A 20148-nucleotide genomic window follows, 5' to 3' on the forward strand; every position below is an offset into this window, starting at 1 on the left:
TTTATCGTCTTGCGACGTTAAGAATCCGTATCTTCGAGTGCCCACACAGATTGTCTGATAAATTGTTAAAGAGCAGTGCAACACGGCTTTCGCTCACTGTTGCGAGGTGGCGTATGTTACGCTTTCCTCTTTCAGAGTCAACCCTCATTTTCAGGTTTTTCTCTTCAATCGAACCAGCTAGTTAGTGTGAAGTGATTCACATCCGCCGTGTCGATGGAGGCGCATTATAGGGAGTTTCCTCAGGCCCGCAACCCTTAAATTGCAGAAAAATGACTGACTGCTGAAATCCCCAGCAGAACCCCGCCTTATACCCATTTACACACAGAGTTATCCACAGAAATAAGGATCGCTTTCGCGAGTCTTCTGGTTTTATCCCTCATCTATAGAGATGAAATAATGGAATTGAGGGAAAGAGAAAAATTCGCGAGCGTTGCGCAAACGTTTTCGTTACAATGCACCCGCAAAACAAGGATGCCCCGTAAGGGGCGTTAGCTGAGTTTTTACGCAAGAATTCACCTAACGCTCTCTGTAATAGTCAAATCCAGGGGATTTACCATGCAACAACGTCGTCCAGTCCGCCGCGCTCTGCTCAGTGTTTCTGACAAGGCCGGTATCATCGAGTTCGCCCAGGCACTTTCCGCACGCGGTGTGGAGCTGCTGTCTACAGGAGGCACCGCCCGCCTGTTAGCAGAAAAAGGTCTGCCGGTGACCGAAGTTTCCGATTACACCGGTTTCCCGGAAATGATGGATGGACGCGTAAAGACCCTGCATCCAAAAGTACACGGTGGCATCCTCGGTCGTCGCGGCCAGGACGATGCCATTATGGAACAGCATCACATTGCGCCTATCGATATGGTTGTCGTTAACCTTTATCCGTTCGCCGAGACCGTCGCCCGTGAAGGCTGCTCGCTGGAAGATGCGGTAGAGAACATTGATATCGGCGGCCCAACGATGGTTCGCTCCGCCGCCAAGAACCATAAAGACGTTGCGATCGTCGTCAAGAGCAGCGACTACGACGCCATTATTAAAGAGATGGATGCGAACGAAGGTTCTCTGACCCTCGACACCCGTTTCGATCTCGCGATTAAAGCCTTCGAACACACCGCCGCTTATGACAGCATGATTGCCAACTACTTCGGCAGCATGGTTCCGGCGTACCACGGTGAGAGCAAAGAAGCCGCGGGTCGTTTCCCGCGTACGCTGAACCTGAACTTCATTAAGAAGCAGGATATGCGCTACGGCGAGAACAGCCACCAGCAGGCTGCCTTCTATATAGAAGAAAACGTCAAAGAGGCATCCGTTGCCACCGCGCAGCAGGTTCAGGGCAAAGCGCTCTCTTATAACAACATCGCTGATACCGATGCCGCGCTGGAGTGCGTGAAAGAGTTCAACGAACCAGCCTGCGTTATCGTTAAGCACGCGAACCCATGCGGCGTTGCGGTAAGCACTTCTATTCTCGACGCTTACGATCGCGCTTATAAAACGGACCCAACCTCCGCGTTCGGCGGCATCATCGCTTTCAACCGCGAGCTGGATGCTGAAACCGCGCAGGCGATTATTTCCCGCCAGTTCGTGGAAGTGATCATCGCCCCATCCGCGACCGAAGAAGCGCTGAAGATCACCGCCGCTAAACAGAACGTTCGCGTCCTGACCTGCGGTCAGTGGGCACAGCGCGTGCCGGGTCTCGACTTTAAACGCGTTAACGGCGGCCTGCTGGTTCAGGATCGTGACCTGGGTATGGTCACCGAAGGTGAACTGCGCGTCGTTTCCAAACGTCAGCCTACCGAGCAGGAGCTGCGCGATGCGCTGTTCTGCTGGAAGGTGGCGAAGTTCGTGAAGTCCAACGCCATTGTGTATGCCAAAGAGAACATGACTATCGGTATAGGCGCAGGCCAGATGAGCCGCGTTTACTCCGCCAAAATCGCGGGCATTAAAGCTTCTGATGAAGGTCTGGAAGTGAAAGGCTCCGCCATGGCTTCCGACGCATTCTTCCCGTTCCGCGATGGCATTGATGCCGCTGCCGCCGTTGGCGTGAGCTGCGTTATCCAGCCTGGCGGTTCTATCCGCGACGAAGAGGTGATTGCCGCTGCCGATGAACACGGTATCGCGATGATCTTCACCGACATGCGCCACTTCCGCCATTAATTCAGGGAGCAGACGATGAAAGTTTTAGTCATTGGTAACGGCGGTCGCGAACACGCACTGGGCTGGAAAGCGGCACAGTCTCCGCTGGTTGATACCGTTTTTGTCGCACCAGGTAACGCCGGTACCGCACTGGAGCCCGCGTTGCAGAACGTGGCTATCGGCGTCACCGATATTCCGGCACTGCTGAGCTTTGCCCAGAACGAGAAGATTGACCTGACCATCGTCGGCCCGGAAGCGCCGCTGGTGATTGGCGTAGTCGATGCGTTCCGCGCTGCTGGCCTGAAGATCTTCGGGCCAACCGAAGGCGCGGCGCAGCTGGAAGGCTCCAAAGCCTTCACCAAAGATTTCCTCGCTCGTCACCAGATCCCGACGGCGGAATATCAGAACTTCACGGAGATTGAGCCAGCATTGGCCTATCTACGTGAGAAAGGCGCGCCGATTGTTATCAAAGCCGACGGCCTGGCCGCCGGTAAAGGCGTTATCGTGGCGATGACGCTCGAAGAAGCGGAAGCCGCCGTACACGATATGCTGGCGGGTAACGCCTTTGGCGACGCGGGTCACCGCATCGTTATCGAAGAGTTCCTCGACGGCGAGGAAGCGAGCTTTATCGTGATGGTCGACGGTGAGCACGTGCTGCCGATGGCCACCAGCCAGGATCATAAACGTGTAGGCAACGGTGACACCGGCCCGAACACCGGCGGCATGGGGGCTTACTCCCCGGCACCGGTAGTGACTGATGAAGTCCACCAGCGCACCATGGAACGCATCATCTGGCCAACCGTGAAAGGCATGGCGGCAGAAGGTAATACCTACACCGGCTTCCTGTACGCGGGCCTGATGATCGACAAACAGGGCAACCCGAAGGTTATCGAGTTCAACTGCCGCTTTGGCGATCCGGAAACGCAGCCGATCATGCTGCGCATGAAGTCGGATCTGGTGGATCTTTGCCTGGCCGCCTGCGACGGCAAGCTGGATGAAAAAACCTCCGAGTGGGACGATCGCGCCTCGCTGGGCGTAGTGATTGCCGCGGGCGGTTACCCTGGCAACTACAACACCGGTGATGAGATCCACGGCCTGCCGCTGGAATCCTCAACTGACGGTAAAGTCTTCCACGCGGGCACCAAGCTCGCTGACGATGACCGCGTTTTGACCAGCGGCGGCCGCGTGCTGTGCGCCACCGCGCTGGGCCACACCGTGGCAGAAGCGCAGCAACGCGCTTACGCCTTAATGACCGATATTCACTGGGACGGCAGCTTCAGCCGTCGCGATATCGGCTGGCGCGCCATCGAGCGTGAGCAAAACTAACGGCTGAGCTTGGCCAGCAGCGTTTTGCGCGTAATGCCCAACTGACGGGCGGCTTCAGTTTTGTTGCCGCCCGTTTTTTCGAGCGCCGCCAGGATGACCTCTTTTTCCACCTCCACCAGCGGCAGAATCTCATCATCGGCCGACGACAACATCGGTATCGGCGTACCCGCGATCGCCAGCGGCAGCTCGCGCTCAGAGATATAATCCCCCGTCAGCAGCACCACCGCCCGCTCCACCGCGTTTTCCAGTTCACGAATATTGCCCGGCCAGTCGTAGTGAATCAGCAGATCCATCGCCTGCGGGGTAAATCCCTGCACCGCTTTACGGTTGCGCTCGGCGTAGCGTTTCAGGAAGTAGTGCGCAAGAGCGGGAATATCTTCGCGCCGCTGACGCAGCGGCGGCATGTCAATGGTCACCACGTTCAGTCGGTAATAGAGATCCTGACGAAAGCGCCCGGCGCTAACCTCTTCCGCCAGATTGCGATGGGTGGCGGCTATGAGGCGGACATCCACCGAAATGGTCTGGTTGCTGCCTACGCGCTGCACCTCGCGTTCCTGAATCGCGCGCAGCAGGCGCACCTGCATCAGCGGCGAGATATCGCCAATTTCGTCGAGGAATAAGGTCCCGCCACTCGCTTCGACAAAACGCCCTTCCCGCCGCCTATCCGCACCGGTAAACGCCCCTTTCTCGTGGCCGAACAGTTCGGACTCCAGCAAAGACTCATTGAGCGCCGCGCAGTTCAGCGTCACCAGCGGATTATCGCAGCGCGCGCTGCTGGCGTGTAGGGCTCGCGCCACCAACTCTTTACCGGTGCCCGACTCGCCGTGAATCAGCACCGTGGCATCAGAAGGGGCAACCAGCGCGATATTGTGCAGCAGCGCCTGCATGGCTGGGCTATCGCCGACCATCCCGAACTGAGCCGCGGGAGAAGCTTCAACTGCGCCGTCAGGCTGCCGGGTATGCACCAGCGCCTGTGACAGCGTCTGCTGTAGGTTATCGAAGTCTAACGGCTTGATGAGGTAATCCAGCGCGCCGGATTTTAGCGCCTCAACCGCCGTCCCCACGCTGGAGTAGGCGGTCATGATCAGCACCGGGATCGACGGGTTCCAGGCCTTTATCTCTTTGAGCGTCGCAATGCCGTCCATCTCCGCCATGCGGATATCGCAAAGCACTAAATCAAATACCCGTTGGCGCACCTGTTCCAGCGCCTCCCGGCCGTTATGCGCCAGCGAGACCTGATATCCCCACCCGCGCAGCAGCGCCTCGAGAATAGTGCAGTGGCTGATATCATCGTCCACCACCAGAATATCGCCCTTCTCTACGCTCATCCTTGCTGTTCCTTTTGTTGCTCATTAACCGGCAGATAGAGGGTAAATGTGGCCCCCTCGCCGGGACGGCTATCGGCGTGAATGGTTCCGCCATGCTGCTCAATAATGTTCTGTACCACCGCCAGCCCCAGACCGGTGCCGTCGGCTTTGGTGGTGAAGTACGGGGTGAAAATCGCCTGTAGCTGCTCAGCCGTCATCCCCTTGCCGTTATCGGCGACGGTGACCTTCACGCGACCGTCGCTACACTCATTGGCCGTTACCGTAATCACACCGCCGTGACCTATCGCCTGAATCGCGTTGAGATAGAGATTCAGCAGCACCTGATTCAGCCGGTCCGGGTCGGCCTGAATGCGGCGTAACGCAGGCGGTGGAGTGAACTGCAGCGTAATCTCCCGGCCACGCGCATCCTGGCTGACCAGCTGGAGCGAGTGGGCAATCACCTCGTTGAGATCCACCGACTGCCATTTTAAATGCGCCGGGCGCACCAGCTCCAGCAGGTCGCTAACCACGCGGTTCAGACGGTCAGCCTCTTTCGCCATCACCTGTGCCAGCGCGTAGGCTTCTCCCCCCGGCGGTGTACGTTCAGCAAAGTACTTCGCCAGCCCCTTAATCGACGAGAGCGGGTTGCGGATTTCATGCGCCACCCCGGCCGCCAGATGGCCTAAGGCCACCAGCTTTTCTCTGCGGTGGGTCGCTTCCTGCAATAGCTTGCGTGAGCGTTGATAGCGACGGAACCAGAACTGCGCGAGGATGGTCGCCACCATCACCAGCCCGGCGGCGCACAGCATCACTATCATATTGCGCAGGCCGCGCGCCTGCTCGGCGTCGAGTTCACGCACATCAAAGGCGACAAAAATCACCTGCGGGGTCGTCACCACCTCCCGGCGCATCATCATGCGCATATGGTGGCCGTTGCCGCTATCCAGCGGGCGAAACGTCCGGTAGACCTCCAACGCCGGTTCAGGTGTTGCAACGCGTCGTTCACGCACGGTGTCACTAACCTGCAGTTCGTGCATCTGCTGCGTATCGTAGAGCGTCTTACCCACCTGCTGCGGGTCGCTATGGGCCATCACCGTTCCCTGCTCATCGGTGACGGCAAACCACAGTACGCCCGGCTGCCAGGCCATCTCTTCCAGCATGGCCTGAAGCTGGGCATGATGCATACGCATCCCCATGCCAACGCGGGCGCCGGACTCCAGCGCGCGGATAAGCACGCTGCCTTTCTCCTGGATGGTTTGCCGGGCCGATGCGCTTTCTCGCCCGTAGTCACGCACGATAAGCGCCGAGAACAGGCAGACCAGCAACAAAATCACGCCGGTCAGCAGCCAGCTAATACCGGTCGCAACCGAATCCTTCTGTAAACGTATGAGGCTCATGGGGCTTCCTTCTCTTTTCCCGTCATCATCCCTCAGCAGAAATCATGCCATTTTTCGCGCCCGCTAACCCGGCCCGCAAGCACAAACGTCCCGCTTCAACGAGTAAAAATGACCCGCCGGGTAGGCTGACGCGGGTCATTTTTACTCGCCTTCTGCCGCTAGCGACCTGAAAACCTCGGCGTTATCGCGGTTTGTGAGTCTGGCACAGAAGATGCAATAGCTAAGATAACCACACCACAGGAGAATCAACCATGAAACGGAACAATAATCTGCCCCTTACGCTCTTAGCCGTCGCAGCATTCACCTTCACCAGCGGGGCGGCGCTAGCCGGGCCGCATCACTGGGGCAACAACAGTGATAACGGCGGCTACAGCCAGCTCACCGACGCACAGCGAGCGACGGCGCAGAAGCTACACGATGATTTTTACAACCAGACCAGCGCGCTGCGACAACAGCTCACCTCTAAGCGCTATGAGTACAACGCCCTGCTAACCGCCGATAAGCCGGATAGCGCGAAAATCGAGGGCGTGGCGCAGGAGATCGAGACGCTACGACAGAAGCTGGATAATCAGCGGGTGAAGTTTGATGTCGCCATGGCGCAAGCTGGGATCCCCCGTCACGGTGGGATGGGCTATGGTTGTCAGGGCGGGCACAACGGAGGGGGTCATATGGGCGGCATGAACCGCTGGTAAGGCCTAGAAGTTCTTTTCGGTCGGCTGCCAGGTGCAGTAGTCTTCGTTCGCCACCAGCAAGAGCTGAGTGCCTTCCGGCGCCTCCAGCCAGGCAATGCTTACTTCGGCGGACGAACGGCTCTGGCGGCTCGCAATATGCCCCAGGGCGCGAGAGTCGAAATCAGGCTTCACCGTTTCGCCTTCACAGGTGGTGACGGAGCCGTCGGCATGCCAGCGCCCCTGACGTAGTACCACTTTCCCCAGCCGCAGCGCGTCGCTGGTCTGGCGGATCTGCTCGGCACGGTAGCGGTAAAGCGCCACCTGGTCACTGGAGAGCTGCTGTTTCTGTCCATCCGTTTCGCGCTGCATAAAGCTCAGCTCGCCGTTGCTATCGAAACGGGCGCGAATATGTTCGGACGGTTTACCGTAGACGTTGAGTTCAATCAGCTGCAGCTTGTCATCCTGCCAACGGTATTCGCTGGTCGAGGTATTGCCGCTGTGCCACGGACTTAGCGTCGTTAAGAGATGGGTCTCGCCGCCGCTATCTTTACGCCAGATGCGAACCGCACCCTGCGTGTCAGCATAGCCGCTGGCGGTGAAAGGAGGTAGCGTGCTGTTATGGCTGCAGGCAGTGAGCAACAGTACGCCAGCCAGCGCCGATAAACGGCACCAGATGAACGAAAGGGGCGGTTCCGCCCCTTCTTTAAAACTGTTCACTGCCACGCGGTCTTACTTAACTGCGTCTTTCAGTGCTTTGCCAGAAACAAATGCCGGCACGTTAGCTGCGGCGATTTTGATTTCTTTACCGGTCTGCGGGTTGCGGCCAGTACGCTCAGCGCGGTGGTTCACTTTGAAGGTACCGAAACCAACCAGTTGTACAGCATCACCTTCTTTCAGAGACTCAGTAATAGCAGCCAGGGTGGATTCCAGTGCAGCTTTAGCCTGGGTTTTAGACAGTTCAGCCTTGTCCGCAATTACATCAATCAGTTGAGTCTTGTTCATAAGTTATCCTTACAATGTGTTTATCGCTTGCTAAGCATCGAGTGCGACGAAAATGCCATAAAAGCACTCTCCTGCATACACGCACCGATAGCCACTTTTTTTCGCCCTCCAAATGTAGACCAGACGGGGGGCAGATGTGAAGCCTTCAGGCGTGACAATTCAGGCGGTAAATCACGTTTTGTTGTCTCATTGCTGAAAAATTATACCAATATTGCTCTCACCGGCCTCGCGGAGGTCTGCGCGTAGCCCTTTAATCAGTTCAATATCCCGTTCTTCGCACTCGGCTAAAAGGCGGAAAATCTCCCACTGAATGTCCCATTCTTGCTCTACCGCAGGGTTCAGACGCAGCTCTTCATCGGTCATTTCGCGACCAGCCTGGGTCATTTCCAGCATCGCCACGGAGGTAATAGAACTCTTACTGACTTCGATCGCGTGCTCGAGGGTTTCACCGCTCAGGCGAGAGTGAATTAATTCACTTAATGCCACGCAGGCATCGATCGCTGGATAAACGCCGTACATATCGTAATCGTCGGCTGCCGGGATCGCCTCTTCCAGCTTTTCCAGCTGGCTGTCGAAGTTTACCTTCGCGTCTTTGACCGTCAGGGTTTCCCAGATGAGGTCAAGGATACGACGGTACAACTGTGGCTCACCAAATTCCGACTCTTTGCAGAACATGGCGTAGTTTGGGTACATGCGTTCGCAAAGACAGGCCATAAAGGTGACGTGCTGCCAGCTTTCCAGCTTCTCCAGACGCAGATGAATCGGGTTTTGTAACATGATGAGTTCTCGAATACGGAAATTAGACGCAGTTTACCCGATATGGGGCGGTTTTGCTGCAAGGCGCATAAAAGCCGGACGCTCTGAGGCCACGGCGTCTGCCCAGCGCGTTGGCTCCGGCAGCCGGTAGCCCTGGGTACAGCGCTGCACCCAGCCTAAAGCGCTCTCGAGGCTGACGCGATGGCCTGTGGAGATAAACAGTGGGTTACAGCGCGCTTTGCTGCGCCAGACCCACGCCAGTTGCTCCTCTTTGTCCATCAGCGGCGCCAGCGCACCAACCTCTGGCGAAAGCGGCTCAAACTTGCCGCACAGCCGTTTTTTCGCCACGCCGATGGTCGGCACGTCCACCAGCAGGCCAAAATGGCTGGCGACGCCCAAACGACGCGGATGGGAAATACCGTGACCGTCGACGAACAGCAGATCGGGTTTGTGTGAAAGCTGCTGCCACGCGGCCATCAGCGCCGGGGTTTCGCGAAAGGAGAGAAAACCGGGGATATAGGGCATGGTGGTGGCGATACGCGCCACCTGATACTCGACCAGTTCCAGCGACGGATACTTCAGCAAGACCATCGCCGCTCGCGTCACTTCGCCACCCTGCTCAAAACCAACGTCGGCGCCGCCGATCAGATCCGGCGGATCGCTGTTGAAACGATCCTCACGGATCACCGATGAGGCCAACTCCAGCTGCTGCACGCGCAGCGACGCGAGATCCACGTGACGCCCTTAGCGGTGATACTGCGCCGACAGACGGTGCACCGCTTCAACGAAGACACCCGCATGTTCCGGCGGCACGTCCTGATGAATGCCGTGGCCGAGGTTGAAGACGTGGCCTTCACCCTGACCAAAACCGGCCAGAATCGTCGCCACTTCTTCTTCAATGCGTGCCGCAGGCGCATAGAGCATGGACGGGTCCATATTGCCCTGCAGAGCCACTTTATGGCCTACGCGACGGCGCGCATCAGCGATATCGGTGGTCCAGTCGAGGCCCAGCGCATCGCAGCCGGTTTCCGCCATTGCTTCCAGCCACTGACCGCCGCCTTTGGTGAACAGCGTCACCGGCACGCGGCGACCGTCGTTTTCACGCAGTAGGCCATCCACGATTTTGTGCATGTAATACAGCGAGAACTGCTGATAGTCGCGACCGGTCAGCACGCCGCCCCAGGTATCGAAAATCATCACCGACTGCGCGCCGGCTTTAATCTGCGCGTTGAGGTACAGCGTGACGCTCTGCGCCAGCTTATCAAGCAGGAGGTGCAGCGCTTTAGGGTCGGCGTACATCATCTTTTTGATAGTGGTAAAGGCTTTGCTGCTGCCGCCTTCCACCATATAGGTCGCCAGCGTCCACGGACTGCCGGAGAAACCAATCAGCGGCACTTCGCCCTTTAGTTCACGGCGAATGGTACGCACCGCGTTCATCACATAGCCCAGCTCACCTTCCGGGTCCGGAATCGGCAGCTTTTCTACATCCGCTTTGCTGGTGATTGGCGAGGTAAAGCGCGGGCCTTCCCCGGCTTCGAAGTACAGCCCCAGCCCCATCGCATCCGGAATGGTCAGGATATCCGAGAAGAGGATCGCCGCATCAAGCGGGAAGCGACGCAGCGGCTGCAGCGTGACTTCGCAGGCCAGCTCGGCGTTTTTGCACAGCGACATAAAATCACCAGCATGGGCGCGGGTTGCCTTGTACTCCGGCAAATAGCGGCCTGCCTGGCGCATCATCCATACCGGGGTCACGTCTACGGGCTGGCGCAGCAGCGCACGCAGATAACGATCGTTCTTCAGTTCGCTCATGTTTACATTCCTTTAGCGTTGATGCGCCTATTGTAACATGTCAGTCGTATTCAGCCCGACACATTGCCACGGTATCTTCGATCAGACGACGCGCCACGGTGCCCGGCGGCGGCAGAAGCGGGAGATCGTCATAGCGATACCAGTTGGCGTTAAGCAGCTCCTTGGGATCGATAACGATGTCGCCACTGTCGTACTCCGCCATAAAGGCGGTCATCAGCGATTGCGGGAACGGCCACGGCTGGGAGGTGACGTAGCGCAGGTTCTTCACCTTAATACCGCTCTCTTCCATCACTTCACGCGCCACCGCCTGCTCTAAGGTTTCGCCCACTTCGACAAAACCGGCCAGCACGGTATGCACGCCGTTGCGATGGCGAACGTGTTGGGCAAGGAGGATTGAATCATCGCGGCGAATGGCGACGATAATGCACGGCGCTATCTGCGGGTAGTAGCGCTCACGGCAGTGGCTGCACAGCATCGCCCATTCGGTTTTGCTCGGGTGCATGGTATGGCCGCAGTAGCCGCAGAATTTGTGCGAGCGGTAAAACTCCGCCAGCTGCACGCCGCGCCCGGCAAGCTGGAACAGGCCCACGTCCTGGTCGAGAACCTGACGCACGGTGCCCATATCGTGGCGACGCTGCTGCTGTACCAGCCAAACCGGATCACCTTCCCACTCACCAATCTGGAGTGCGTGCTGACCCACAAGATCGAAATTTACCGCTTCGCCATATGGTAATTCCCCACCGGGCAACCATAATTTTTGTTCGTGGCTGACTATCCACCAGCCGCGATCCAATTTTTCAATTATACGATCCATATCTCTTGCGCTACCTTCGGTTCATAGGCATTTTATTAACATAATATTTACATATTGACGTGAGCAGATTTTAAACTTACTGATGCGGGGGTCAACCTATGTTAAACCAGTTAGAGAGCCTGACAGAGCGTGTAAAAGGACACCACAGACTGGTCGACCGCTGGCTGAATATTCGTAAGCACCTGCTCGTGGCTTACTACAATCTGGTTGGCCTTAAGCCTGGCAAAGAATCGTTCATGCGTCTTAATGAGAAAGCGCTCGATGATTTTTGCCAGCGCCTGGTCGACTATCTGTCCGCCGGTCATTTCAGTATTTATGAACGCATTATCCATAAAATGGAAGGCAACAGTCCGCTTTTAAACGCCAGCAAAATCTGGCCGCTGCTGGACGCCAATACCCAACAAATTATGGACTACTACGACTCTACGCTGGAGAACGCTATCGACCAGGATAACGTGTATGCCTTCCAGCAGGCGCTGTCCGATATCGGTGAAGCGCTGGAGGCCCGTTTTCTGTTGGAGGACCAGCTCATCATGCTGACCTTCGAGGCGCTCGGCGAGGACGAAATAAAACGCCCGGCTTGAGATTTGCCGCATTAACGAGTAGTTTACATTCATTACCTCTCATCATCTGAGGTTACTTCTTGTCGGAGTGCCCAGTGCGCAAGCACGGGCTGAGACCGTTAATTCGGGATCCGCGGAACCTGATCAGGTTAAGACCTGCGAAGGGAACAAGAGTCAATCTATAGTCGCATCGCCCAAGGGCGATCTTCTCTCTTGCTTCATCCGTCGTCTGACAAGCCATGTCCTTACTTTTATTTGGAATGAGCTATGTCTGCCACTACTAAACCATCACGCCGCGAACAGCGCGCCCAGGCCCAACACTTTATCGATACCCTGGAAGGCACCGCGTTCCCGAACTCCCAACGTATCTACATCACCGGTTCGCAGCCGGATATCCGCATTCCGATGCGCGAAATTCAGCTGAGCCCTACGCTAATTGGCGGCAACAAAGAGAACCCACAGTTCGAAGCGAACGAAGCGGTACCGGTGTACGACACGTCCGGCCCCTACGGCGACCCGGACGTCGCGATTAACGTCCAGCAGGGGCTGGCCAAGCTGCGCCAGCCGTGGATTGTCGCTCGCGATGACAGCGAAGAACTGGATGACCGTAGCTCCGCCTACACCAAAGAGCGCCTGGCCGATGATGGGCTGGACGATCTACGTTTCAGCGGCCTGTTGACGCCGAAGCGCGCCAAAGCAGGTAAATGCGTCACTCAACTGCACTATGCCCGTCAGGGGATTGTGACGCCGGAAATGGAGTTCATCGCCATTCGTGAAAACATGGGCCGCGAGCGCATTCGCAGCGAAGTATTGCGCCACCAGCACCCTGGCATGGCCTTCGGTGCACGCCTGCCGGAGAACATCACGCCGGAATTCGTGCGTGATGAAGTCGCCGCCGGGCGCGCCATCATTCCTGCCAACATCAACCACCCGGAATCCGAGCCGATGATCATCGGCCGCAACTTCCTCGTGAAGGTGAACGCCAATATCGGTAACTCGGCGGTAACCTCCTCCATTGAAGAGGAAGTGGAAAAACTGGTGTGGTCCACCCGTTGGGGCGCGGATACGGTGATGGACCTGTCGACCGGCCGCTATATCCACGAAACCCGCGAATGGATCCTGCGTAACAGCCCGGTTCCGATCGGCACCGTGCCGATCTACCAGGCGCTGGAGAAGGTCAACGGGATCGCTGAAGATCTTACCTGGGAAGCTTTCCGCGATACGCTGCTGGAGCAGGCCGAACAGGGCGTCGACTACTTCACCATCCACGCGGGCGTGCTGCTGCGCTACGTGCCGATGACCGCCAAGCGCCTGACCGGCATCGTCTCTCGCGGTGGTTCTATCATGGCGAAATGGTGTCTCTCCCATCATCAGGAAAACTTCCTCTACCAGCACTTCCGTGAAATCTGTGAAATCTGTGCCGCCTACGACGTATCGCTGTCGCTGGGCGACGGTCTGCGTCCGGGCTCGATTCAGGACGCCAACGACGAAGCGCAGTTCTCCGAGCTGCACACGCTGGGCGAGCTGACCAAAATCGCCTGGGAGTACGATGTGCAGGTGATGATTGAAGGCCCGGGCCACGTGCCGATGCAGATGATTCAGCGCAACATGACCGAAGAGCTGGAGCACTGCCACGAAGCACCGTTCTACACCTTAGGGCCGTTGACCACCGATATCGCGCCGGGCTACGACCATTTCACCTCCGGCATTGGCGCGGCGATGATTGGCTGGTTTGGCTGCGCGATGCTCTGCTACGTTACGCCGAAAGAGCACCTTGGCCTGCCAAACAAAGAGGATGTGAAGCAGGGGCTGATCACCTACAAAATTGCCGCCCACGCCGCCGACCTGGCGAAAGGGCATCCGGGCGCGCAGATCCGCGATAACGCCATGTCGAAAGCGCGCTTCGAATTCCGCTGGGAAGATCAGTTTAACCTCGCGCTCGACCCGTTCACCGCCCGTGCCTATCACGATGAAACCCTGCCGCAGGAATCCGGTAAAGTCGCCCACTTCTGTTCCATGTGTGGGCCGAAATTCTGCTCGATGAAAATCAGCCAGGAAGTACGCGATTACGCCGCCGCCCAGACGATTGAAGTGGGCATGGCGGATATGTCGGAGAACTTCCGCGCCAAAGGCGGTGAAATTTACCTGAAACGCGAGGAGGCCTGATGTACCAGCCCGATTTCCCAACGGTACCGTTTCGCCTCGGACTTTACCCGGTGGTGGACAGCGTGATGTGGATTGAACGCCTGCTGGAAGCTGGCGTGCGTACCATTCAACTGCGAATCAAAGACAAGCGCGACGACGAGGTTGAAGCGGATGTGATAGCCGCCATCGCGCTGGGCCGACGCTATGACGCCCGCCTGTTTATCAACGACTACTGGCGATTGGCTATCAAGCACCGCGCCTACGGGGTGCATCTGGGCCAGGAGGATCTGGAAACTACGGACCTGAAAGCCATTCAGGCTGCGGGCCTTCGCCTTGGTGTGTCGACCCACGACGATATGGAGATTGACGTGGCGCTCGCCGCTCGACCGTCGTATATCGCACTGGGCCACGTCTTTCCCACCCAAACCAAACAGATGCCTTCCGCGCCGCAGGGGCTGACGCAGTTGGCAGGCCATATCGCGCGTCTGGATGATTATCCGACCGTCGCTATCGGCGGCATCAGCCTTGCACGCGCGCCTGACGTACTGGCGACCGGCGTGGGCAGCATTGCCGTGGTCAGCGCCATTACTCAAGCGGCGGACTGGCGTGAAGCCACGGCACAGCTGCTGGCTATCGCAGGAGTGGGCGATGAATGACCGCGACTTTATGCGCTATAGCCGGCAGATCCTGCTCGGCGATATCGCCATTGATGGCCAGCAAAAACTGCTCGGCAGCCATGTGCTGATCGTCGGTTTAGGCGGGCTGGGCTCGCCTGCCGCGCTGTATCTGGCGGGGGCGGGCGTCGGCACGCTGACGCTGGCGGACGACGACGAGGTGCATCTCAGTAATCTGCAACGGCAAATCCTGTTCACCACCGACGATATTGCTCGCTCAAAAGCGCAGGTTACTCAGCAGCGGCTGGCGCGGCTTAACCCGGATATTGACCTGGTGGCACTACAGCAGCGGCTGACCGGCGATGCGCTACACCACGCGGTATCACGCGCTGACGTGGTGCTCGACTGTACCGACAACATGGCAACGCGTCAGGCGATCAACGCCGCCTGCGTGGCGCTCAATACGCCGCTTATCACCGCCAGCGCCGTCGGCTTTGGCGGCCAGATCATGGTGCTGACGCCGCCATGGGAGCAAGGATGCTACCGCTGTCTGTGGCCGGACGATGCGGAGCCGGAGCGCAACTGCCGCACCGCGGGCATCGTCGGCCCTGTGGTTGGCGTGATGGGTACGTTACAGGCGCTGGAAGCCATCAAGCTGTTGAGCGGCATCGACACACCGAGCGGTGAACTGCGTCTGTTCGACGGCAAAACCAGCCAGTGGCGCAGCCTCGCGCTGCGTCGCGCCCAGGGCTGCCCGGTATGCGGAGGGCGACATGCAGATTCAGTTCAATGATGAAGCGATGCAGTGCGCCGAGGGACAGACCGTCAGCGAACTGCTCGTCCAGCTTAATCAGCTTAAACCGGGCACCGCACTGGCGCTGAACCAACAGATTCTGCCACGCGACCAATGGCAGCAGCACATCGTGCAGGAAGGCGACCAGATCCTGCTCTTTCAAGTTATTGCAGGGGGTTGATATGTTACGTATTGCGGACAAAACGTTTGATTCACATCTGTTTACCGGCACCGGCAAATTTGCCTCGTCACAACTGATGGTCGAGGCCATTCGCGCTTCCGGCAGCCAACTGGTGACGCTGGCGATGAAGCGGGTGGATTTACGTCAGCACAACGACGCGATTCTGGCCCCGCTGGTTGACGCGGGCGTAACGCTGCTGCCCAACACCTCGGGGGCAAAAACCGCCGAGGAGTCTATCTTTGCCGCCCAGCTAGCGCGTGAAGCGCTGGGAACAAACTGGCTGAAGCTCGAAATTCACCCCGACGCCCGTTGGCTGCTGCCAGACCCGATTGAGACGCTGAAAGCTGCCGAAGCGCTGGTAAAGCAGGGCTTTGTGGTGCTGCCATACTGCGGCGCTGACCCGGTGCTGTGTAAGCGGCTGGAAGAGGTGGGCTGCGCGGCGGTGATGCCGCTTGGCGCGCCTATCGGCTCTAATCAGGGGCTGGAGACCAGGGCCATGCTGGAGATCATCATCCAGCAGGCCACCGTGCCGGTGGTGGTGGATGCCGGGATCGGTGTGCCTAGCCATGCAGCGCAGGCGCTGGAGATGGGCGCCGATGCGGTGCTGGTCAACACGGCCATTGCCGTGGCGGACGACCCGGTCACCATGGCAACCGCCTTCCGTCTGGCGGTCGAAGCCGGGCTGCTGGCGCGTCAGGCGGTGCCGGGAAACCGTAGCACGCAGGCCAGCGCCACCAGCCCATTAACCGGTTTTCTGGAGGCGCTGGCATGAAAACGTTCAGCGACCGCTGGCGGCAGCTGGAGTGGGACGACATCCGTTTACGCATCAACGGCAAAACCTCCGTCGACGTGGAACGGGCGCTCGGCGCTTCACAGCTTAGCCGCGACGATCTGATGGCTCTGCTCTCCCCTGCTGCTGCCGACTATCTGGAGCCGCTGGCCCAGCGGGCGCAAAAGCTCACCCGTCAGCGCTTTGGCAATACCGTCAGCTTCTACGTGCCGCTTTATCTCTCGAATCTCTGCGCCAACGACTGCACCTACTGCGGCTTCTCCATGAGTAACCGCATCAAGCGCAAGACGCTGGATGAAGCAGAAATTGCCCGCGAGTGCGGAGCGATACGCGAGATGGGCTTTGAGCATCTCCTGCTGGTCACCGGCGAGCATCAGGGAAAGGTCGGCATGGACTACTTCCGTCGCCATCTGCCGGACATTCGCCAGCAGTTTGCCTCGTTGCATATGGAAGTGCAGCCGCTGGCGACCGAAGAGTATGCCGAGCTAAAAACCCTGGGGCTGGATGGGGTGATGGTCTACCAGGAGACCTACCATGAAGCGATGTACGCGCAGCACCATCTGAAAGGCAAAAAGCAGGACTTCTTCTGGCGGCTCGACACGCCGGACCGTCTGGGGCAAGCCGGGATCGATAAAATTGGCCTCGGCGCGCTGATTGGCCTTTCCGATAGCTGGCGGGTTGACTGTTTTATGGTGGCCGAGCACCTGCTGTGGCTGCAGCAGCGCTACTGGCAAAGCCGTTACTCTATTTCCTTCCCACGGCTGCGACCGTGTGCAGGCGGCATTGAACCCGCGTCGCTGATGGATGAACGCCAGCTGGTGCAGACAATCTGCGCGTTCCGTCTGTTCTCTCCAGAGACCGAACTGTCGCTCTCCACCCGCGAATCACCGTGGTTTCGGGATCGGGTTATTCCGCTGGCTATCAATAACGTCAGCGCATTCTCGAAAACCCAGCCCGGCGGCTACGCCGACAATCGCCCGGAACTGGAGCAGTTCTCCCCGCACGATGCCAGAACGCCTGCCGAAGTGGCCAGCGCGCTAGCCGCTCGCGGCCTGCAGCCGGTATGGAAAGATTGGGATAGCTGGCTTGGGCGCAGCGCAGCCCGCTAAACGTCAGCTATACTTCTTCAGGGCAGCCTGCTTTTTCCGCTGCCCTTCTTCAGCTTTTAACGAAATATTGTTTCATTAAAACCGACTTGTAATAGCGATTTAATCTATATATTTAGAACAAATATTCATCTTTACGCCAATAAAGTATAATTATTGAGTCATAAATATGTGTATTAAATTGCAGTACCAACTCGCTCTGGTTCTGGTCTTCTGCAATCTCTCCCAGGAATGGAAACCATGATGAGTTCTCACAGCAGACGGCTGTCGTTTACTACCCCGATCTTTATCAGTTTTGCTGGCATTATTCTGTGCTTTATCGCTATTGCCATTCTGGTAACCATCATCCAGCGCAACGATATTATTCGCGATTATCATAGTATCAACCGCAACTTCACCCACAACCTGGCGGTCAACTACGCCGAATCTATTCTCAACGAAAATGATTATATTCTGGGACGCGCCACGAACTATTTGGCCCGCAACGACGAGCTGAACAAGGTGGTGAATCTCGATCCTGAGAAAGGGCTGCAATCGATGATGCAGTTGCTGTCGATGATGCCAACGGTTTCTTCACTCTCTGTCGCCGATACCGAAGGTCACTATCTGCGTGCGCCGCAGGCGGTGCAGCGGCAGAACGCTCCGGTCTTTGATGCGACCACCCGCCCCTGGTTCGTCCATCAGGGTGATGTCGGTATTTTCAGCCGCTATACGCAGCCGTACACCGATTTCTATACCCAGCAGCAGACCGTGACGCTGGCGAAGCCGGTCATCTCCCCCGACGGCAAGCTGAAGGGAACGCTGGCCTTCCATTTTGACCTGGCCGCCATGAGCCACACCCTGCGCCAGATGCGTCCGCCGGTACAGGGGGATTTCTTCGTGGTGAACCGTCAGGGTCAGGCGCTGCTGCACTCCGACACCGGCAAACTCTTCCAGACGGTCGTTTCTTCACAGCTGCTGACCAGCATGACAGCTGGCGAAGGCGAGGTATTCGATAAGCAGAGCCGGACCTGGTATTACTACTATTCGTTCACCAATCCTGACTGGTTCGTCATCTACAAAGTCTCCGGCCATACGCTCAGCATGTTGGCACAGCATGAGAGCATCATCATCTCCTGGGGCTTCGCGCTGGCCGGTCTTATCATCATCACATTCGGCCTGTATTTGCGTCATGCTTCCCGCGGTATTCTGATGAACATTATTAATGCCATCAAAACCGGCGATACCAACCGTGCGCCCGGCCTTGAGGTGATGCTGCATAAGGCGATTGAAACCAACAAAGAGCGTGAGCAGGCCTATGTACGCCAGGCGACCGTTGACTCACTGACCGGCTGTAAAAACCGCTGGGCCTTTGATACCGACATTACCGCCTTGATGAACGACCGACAGTCGTTCGCGCTGGCGCTGGTCGATATCGACAACTTCAAATCCATCAATGATACCTGGGGTCACCTCAGCGGCGATATTGTGCTGCGCAACGTGGCCCGCGAAGGAATAACGATTCTCCAGGCACACGGGCTGTCGCTCTACCGCTACGGCGGCGAGGAGTTCGCGGTTATTTTCACCGCGGAACATATTGCCGAGGCGGCAGCGCTACTCGAGCTATGGCGGATGAATGTTGCCAATAGAAACTGGCGTGAAGAAGGGCTGCATGTCACCTTCAGCGCCGGGCTCGGCGAATGGCACATGGAGACGCTGGACCATCTGGTATCGAGCGTCGACGAGGCGCTTTATAAAGCCAAGCGCCAGGGGAAAAACCGCATCCTGCGAACGACTCACGACGCATAACCCACTCTTGTGTAGCCCGGACGAGGTGCAGCCGCACCGACTCCGGGGCAGCGCGGTGCAAAATCCCGGCGTCACATTGCTCAGCCGGGCTACCTATCCTTCTTCATTTTTTGCACGCTAAATCATGCAAACTGTAACCGGTTTCAGTTTTTTAGGCCGATCTTTGTGATGGCTTACACACAATCATCGTAAAGCAGTTGTTGAACGTTTCAGCTCGCGATAAACATGAGTCATCACGGGTCATGAGGGAGCATTATGAAGAATATCGTTTTATGCTGCGCTGCAGGTATGTCCACCAGCATGTTGGTCCAACGTATGAAGGATGCGGCACAGAAAAAAGGCATTGAAGTCTCAATTAAAGCCGTACCGGTGGCCGAATTTAAAGCAAATCTTAACGATGCGGACATCGTACTATTGGGTCCGCAGGTGAAGTATGAACAAGCTAAGCTGCAGGCTTTGGCTGACCCACTGGGTAAAACGGTCGCCGTCATCGATATGATGGACTACGGCATGATGAAAGGCGATGTTGTGCTTGAGAAAGCCCTTAAGTTAATGGAGTGAGAAAGACGTGGAAGATTTAGAATCAATCATCATGGAGCTGCTGGTGAACGCCGGTGCCGCACGTAGTTCAGCATTAACTGCGCTGCAGCTGGCTCGCAAAGGTGACTTTGAGGGCGCGGAAAAAGCGATGGAAGAGTCTCGCGAGTTCGTCAAACTGGCCCATGGTATCCAGACCCAGCTTATCGGCATTGACGAAGGCACGGGTAAACTGCCGGTCAATCTGATCACCGTTCACTCTCAGGACCACCTGATGAACGCGATGGTTATCCAGGATCTGGCGACCGACATGATTGAACTGTATCGCCGTATTCCACTGGTTAGCTAAAAGCTCAAAACGGAATAGCAAAAGGCACCCATCTGGGTGCCTTTTGTTTTTGTAGGCCAGAAAGCCATAAAAAAGG

21 protein-coding genes and 1 riboswitch are annotated in these 20148 nt (G+C 57.3%); of the genes, 13 read left to right on the forward strand and 8 right to left on the reverse strand.

Annotation, left to right across the window (positions count from 1 at the left end):
- Nucleotides 1–555: 555 nt before the first annotated feature.
- The gene (gene purH, locus FHC49_RS11445) at nucleotides 556–2145 is read left to right on the forward strand and encodes a bifunctional phosphoribosylaminoimidazolecarboxamide formyltransferase/IMP cyclohydrolase (protein ID WP_220439809.1); all 1590 of its coding nucleotides are present in this window, start codon (nucleotides 556–558) and stop codon (nucleotides 2143–2145) included.
- 15 nt (nucleotides 2146–2160) lie between these two features.
- Nucleotides 2161–3450 (forward strand): phosphoribosylamine--glycine ligase, encoded by a 1290-nt coding sequence (gene purD, locus FHC49_RS11450; RefSeq protein WP_185669922.1) that lies wholly within the window; start codon nucleotides 2161–2163, stop codon nucleotides 3448–3450.
- Here purD and zraR read toward each other — a convergent pair.
- Nucleotides 3447–4778 carry a sigma-54-dependent response regulator transcription factor ZraR gene (zraR, locus tag FHC49_RS11455; RefSeq protein ID WP_220439810.1) on the reverse strand — a complete coding sequence of 444 codons (1332 nt, stop codon included), beginning with the start codon at nucleotides 4776–4778 and terminating at the stop codon, nucleotides 3447–3449. The two genes, purD and zraR, sit on opposite strands and share 4 nt — an antisense overlap.
- Nucleotides 4775–6154: a two-component system sensor histidine kinase ZraS gene (zraS, locus tag FHC49_RS11460; RefSeq protein WP_220439811.1), complete on the reverse strand. Its 1380-nt coding sequence runs from the start codon at nucleotides 6152–6154 to the stop codon at nucleotides 4775–4777. Before zraS ends, zraR begins: the two co-directional genes overlap by 4 nt.
- 251 nt (nucleotides 6155–6405) lie before the next feature.
- On the opposite strand from zraS, the gene zraP reads away from it, so the two are divergent.
- A complete protein-coding gene (gene zraP / locus FHC49_RS11465; protein ID WP_185669925.1) occupies nucleotides 6406–6846 on the forward strand; it encodes a zinc resistance sensor/chaperone ZraP in 441 nt (146 codons plus the stop codon).
- A 3-nt stretch (nucleotides 6847–6849) separates the two neighbouring features.
- Here the strand turns inward: zraP and FHC49_RS11470 are convergent, their stop codons facing one another.
- From FHC49_RS11470 to nudC, 6 genes are all read right to left on the reverse strand, one after another.
- A complete protein-coding gene (locus FHC49_RS11470; RefSeq protein ID WP_220439820.1) occupies nucleotides 6850–7542 on the reverse strand; it encodes a DUF1481 domain-containing protein in 693 nt (230 codons plus the stop codon).
- Between the two features lie 12 nt (nucleotides 7543–7554).
- Nucleotides 7555–7827 carry a nucleoid-associated protein HU-alpha gene (hupA, locus tag FHC49_RS11475; protein ID WP_001044509.1) on the reverse strand — a complete coding sequence of 91 codons (273 nt, stop codon included), beginning with the start codon at nucleotides 7825–7827 and terminating at the stop codon, nucleotides 7555–7557.
- A 186-nt stretch (nucleotides 7828–8013) separates the two neighbouring features.
- Nucleotides 8014–8604 (reverse strand): YjaG family protein, encoded by a 591-nt coding sequence (locus FHC49_RS11480; RefSeq protein WP_185669926.1) that lies wholly within the window; start codon nucleotides 8602–8604, stop codon nucleotides 8014–8016.
- 33 nt (nucleotides 8605–8637) lie between these two features.
- On the reverse strand, nucleotides 8638–9318 hold the full coding sequence (gene nfi / locus FHC49_RS11485; RefSeq protein ID WP_220439812.1) for a deoxyribonuclease V: 681 nt from the start codon (nucleotides 9316–9318) through the stop codon (nucleotides 8638–8640).
- A gap of 9 nt (nucleotides 9319–9327) precedes the next feature.
- Entirely contained in the window at nucleotides 9328–10392 is a 1065-nt protein-coding gene (gene hemE, locus FHC49_RS11490; protein WP_185669928.1) for a uroporphyrinogen decarboxylase, read from the reverse strand.
- 40 nt (nucleotides 10393–10432) lie between these two features.
- On the reverse strand, nucleotides 10433–11206 hold the full coding sequence (gene nudC, locus FHC49_RS11495) for an NAD(+) diphosphatase (RefSeq protein ID WP_185669929.1): 774 nt from the start codon (nucleotides 11204–11206) through the stop codon (nucleotides 10433–10435).
- A gap of 98 nt (nucleotides 11207–11304) precedes the next feature.
- Here nudC and rsd point away from each other — a divergent pair, with 98 nt between their 5' ends.
- The 10 genes from rsd to FHC49_RS11545 all read left to right on the forward strand — a co-directional run bounded on the left by rsd (nucleotide 11305) and on the right by FHC49_RS11545 (nucleotide 20072).
- Nucleotides 11305–11790, forward strand: coding sequence for a sigma D regulator (gene rsd / locus FHC49_RS11500; RefSeq protein WP_185669930.1), 486 nt, complete (start codon nucleotides 11305–11307; stop codon nucleotides 11788–11790).
- Nucleotides 11791–11843: 53 nt separating this feature from the next.
- A riboswitch (TPP riboswitch) is annotated at nucleotides 11844–11953 on the forward strand.
- A gap of 83 nt (nucleotides 11954–12036) precedes the next feature.
- Nucleotides 12037–13935, forward strand: coding sequence for a phosphomethylpyrimidine synthase ThiC (thiC, locus tag FHC49_RS11505; RefSeq protein ID WP_220439813.1), 1899 nt, complete (start codon nucleotides 12037–12039; stop codon nucleotides 13933–13935).
- Nucleotides 13935–14570 carry a thiamine phosphate synthase gene (thiE, locus tag FHC49_RS11510; RefSeq protein WP_220439814.1) on the forward strand — a complete coding sequence of 212 codons (636 nt, stop codon included), beginning with the start codon at nucleotides 13935–13937 and terminating at the stop codon, nucleotides 14568–14570. The genes thiC and thiE overlap by 1 nt, the downstream gene beginning before the upstream one ends.
- Nucleotides 14563–15321, forward strand: coding sequence for a thiazole biosynthesis adenylyltransferase ThiF (gene thiF / locus FHC49_RS11515; RefSeq protein WP_220439815.1), 759 nt, complete (start codon nucleotides 14563–14565; stop codon nucleotides 15319–15321). The genes thiE and thiF overlap by 8 nt, the downstream gene beginning before the upstream one ends.
- Nucleotides 15302–15502, forward strand: a complete 201-nt coding sequence (gene thiS, locus FHC49_RS11520; protein WP_185669934.1) for a sulfur carrier protein ThiS — start codon at nucleotides 15302–15304, stop codon at nucleotides 15500–15502. The genes thiF and thiS overlap by 20 nt, the downstream gene beginning before the upstream one ends.
- Nucleotide 15503: 1 nt before the next feature.
- Entirely contained in the window at nucleotides 15504–16274 is a 771-nt protein-coding gene (gene thiG / locus FHC49_RS11525; RefSeq protein WP_185669935.1) for a thiazole synthase, read from the forward strand.
- Nucleotides 16271–17401 (forward strand): 2-iminoacetate synthase ThiH, encoded by a 1131-nt coding sequence (gene thiH, locus FHC49_RS11530; protein WP_220439816.1) that lies wholly within the window; start codon nucleotides 16271–16273, stop codon nucleotides 17399–17401. The genes thiG and thiH overlap by 4 nt, the downstream gene beginning before the upstream one ends.
- A gap of 240 nt (nucleotides 17402–17641) precedes the next feature.
- Nucleotides 17642–19186 (forward strand): sensor domain-containing diguanylate cyclase, encoded by a 1545-nt coding sequence (locus FHC49_RS11535; protein ID WP_220439821.1) that lies wholly within the window; start codon nucleotides 17642–17644, stop codon nucleotides 19184–19186.
- A gap of 255 nt (nucleotides 19187–19441) precedes the next feature.
- On the forward strand, nucleotides 19442–19747 hold the full coding sequence (locus tag FHC49_RS11540; protein ID WP_185669937.1) for a PTS sugar transporter subunit IIB: 306 nt from the start codon (nucleotides 19442–19444) through the stop codon (nucleotides 19745–19747).
- A 7-nt stretch (nucleotides 19748–19754) separates the two neighbouring features.
- Nucleotides 19755–20072 carry a PTS lactose/cellobiose transporter subunit IIA gene (locus FHC49_RS11545; RefSeq protein WP_035895909.1) on the forward strand — a complete coding sequence of 106 codons (318 nt, stop codon included), beginning with the start codon at nucleotides 19755–19757 and terminating at the stop codon, nucleotides 20070–20072.
- The last annotated feature ends 76 nt before the right edge of the window (nucleotides 20073–20148 follow it).

Source organism: Kluyvera sp. EC_51, assembly GCF_019584505.1.
Lineage (GTDB): Bacteria > Pseudomonadota > Gammaproteobacteria > Enterobacterales > Enterobacteriaceae > Kluyvera > Kluyvera sichuanensis.

Excerpts from the sequence above, each read along its gene's own strand:
- thiE (WP_220439814.1), top strand. The coding sequence starts at position 13,935 with ATGTACCAGCCCGATTTCCCAACGGTACCGTTTCGCCTCGGACTTTAC.
- zraR (WP_220439810.1), bottom strand. The coding sequence starts at position 4,778 with ATGAGCGTAGAGAAGGGCGATATTCTGGTGGTGGACGATGATATCAGC.
- zraS (WP_220439811.1), bottom strand. The coding sequence starts at position 6,154 with ATGAGCCTCATACGTTTACAGAAGGATTCGGTTGCGACCGGTATTAGC.
- thiS (WP_185669934.1), top strand. The coding sequence starts at position 15,302 with ATGCAGATTCAGTTCAATGATGAAGCGATGCAGTGCGCCGAGGGACAG.
- hemE (WP_185669928.1), bottom strand. The coding sequence starts at position 10,392 with ATGAGCGAACTGAAGAACGATCGTTATCTGCGTGCGCTGCTGCGCCAG.
- hupA (WP_001044509.1), bottom strand. The coding sequence starts at position 7,827 with ATGAACAAGACTCAACTGATTGATGTAATTGCGGACAAGGCTGAACTG.
- purD (WP_185669922.1), top strand. The coding sequence starts at position 2,161 with ATGAAAGTTTTAGTCATTGGTAACGGCGGTCGCGAACACGCACTGGGC.
- FHC49_RS11540 (WP_185669937.1), top strand. The coding sequence starts at position 19,442 with ATGAAGAATATCGTTTTATGCTGCGCTGCAGGTATGTCCACCAGCATG.
- thiC (WP_220439813.1), top strand. The coding sequence starts at position 12,037 with ATGTCTGCCACTACTAAACCATCACGCCGCGAACAGCGCGCCCAGGCC.
- thiF (WP_220439815.1), top strand. The coding sequence starts at position 14,563 with ATGAATGACCGCGACTTTATGCGCTATAGCCGGCAGATCCTGCTCGGC.
- thiH (WP_220439816.1), top strand. The coding sequence starts at position 16,271 with ATGAAAACGTTCAGCGACCGCTGGCGGCAGCTGGAGTGGGACGACATC.
- FHC49_RS11535 (WP_220439821.1), top strand. The coding sequence starts at position 17,642 with ATGAGTTCTCACAGCAGACGGCTGTCGTTTACTACCCCGATCTTTATC.
- thiG (WP_185669935.1), top strand. The coding sequence starts at position 15,504 with ATGTTACGTATTGCGGACAAAACGTTTGATTCACATCTGTTTACCGGC.
- zraP (WP_185669925.1), top strand. The coding sequence starts at position 6,406 with ATGAAACGGAACAATAATCTGCCCCTTACGCTCTTAGCCGTCGCAGCA.
- nudC (WP_185669929.1), bottom strand. The coding sequence starts at position 11,206 with ATGGATCGTATAATTGAAAAATTGGATCGCGGCTGGTGGATAGTCAGC.
- purH (WP_220439809.1), top strand. The coding sequence starts at position 556 with ATGCAACAACGTCGTCCAGTCCGCCGCGCTCTGCTCAGTGTTTCTGAC.
- rsd (WP_185669930.1), top strand. The coding sequence starts at position 11,305 with ATGTTAAACCAGTTAGAGAGCCTGACAGAGCGTGTAAAAGGACACCAC.
- FHC49_RS11480 (WP_185669926.1), bottom strand. The coding sequence starts at position 8,604 with ATGTTACAAAACCCGATTCATCTGCGTCTGGAGAAGCTGGAAAGCTGG.